Annotated in this window: 1 protein-coding gene; it reads right to left on the bottom strand. The window is 70.5% G+C overall.

What is annotated here, in order from left to right; genetic code table 11:
• Positions 1-553: ATP-binding cassette domain-containing protein (locus D3D02_RS18730; RefSeq protein WP_121571349.1), on the bottom strand; the 553-nt coding region annotated here is incomplete at both ends.

Raw genomic sequence — 553 nt, 5'->3', positions numbered from 1 at the left:
GTTGCCGTCCACGCCCGCGATCCCGAACACCTCGCCGCCGCGCACGTCGAAGGAGACGCCGTCGACCGCTCGGACCCCGCGGTCGTCCTCGACGACCACATCCGAGACCGACGCGACGACGTCCCCGGTCTCCGCGGCGCCGCGGTCGACGTCCATGAGCACCTCGCGGCCGACCATCAGCTCCGCGAGCTCCTCCTGGCTGGTCGCGTCCGCGGCGACGGTCCCGACCTTCCGGCCGTCCCGGAGGACCGAGATCTCGTCGGCGGCGCGCATCGCCTCGCCGAGCTTGTGGGTGATGAAGATGATCGTCTTGCCCTGCGCCGTCAGCTCTTCTAACACCTCGAACAGCTCGTTGACCTCCTGTGGCGTCAACACGGCGGTGGGCTCGTCGAGAATGAGCGTGTCGGCGCCCCGGTACAGCGCCTTCAGGATCTCGACGCGCTGTTGCTCCCCGACCGAGACGTCTTCGATCCGCGCGTCCGGATCCACGTCGAAGCCGTACCGGTCGGCGAGGTCGGCCACGGCCTCTCGGGCCGCCTCCCGGTCGACGGCG

Source organism: Halobellus sp. Atlit-38R, from assembly GCF_003665925.1.
GTDB classification, from domain to species: Archaea; Halobacteriota; Halobacteria; order Halobacteriales; family Haloferacaceae; genus Haloquadratum; species Haloquadratum inordinatus.
This window is presented reverse-complemented; position numbering and strand designations above follow the sequence as displayed.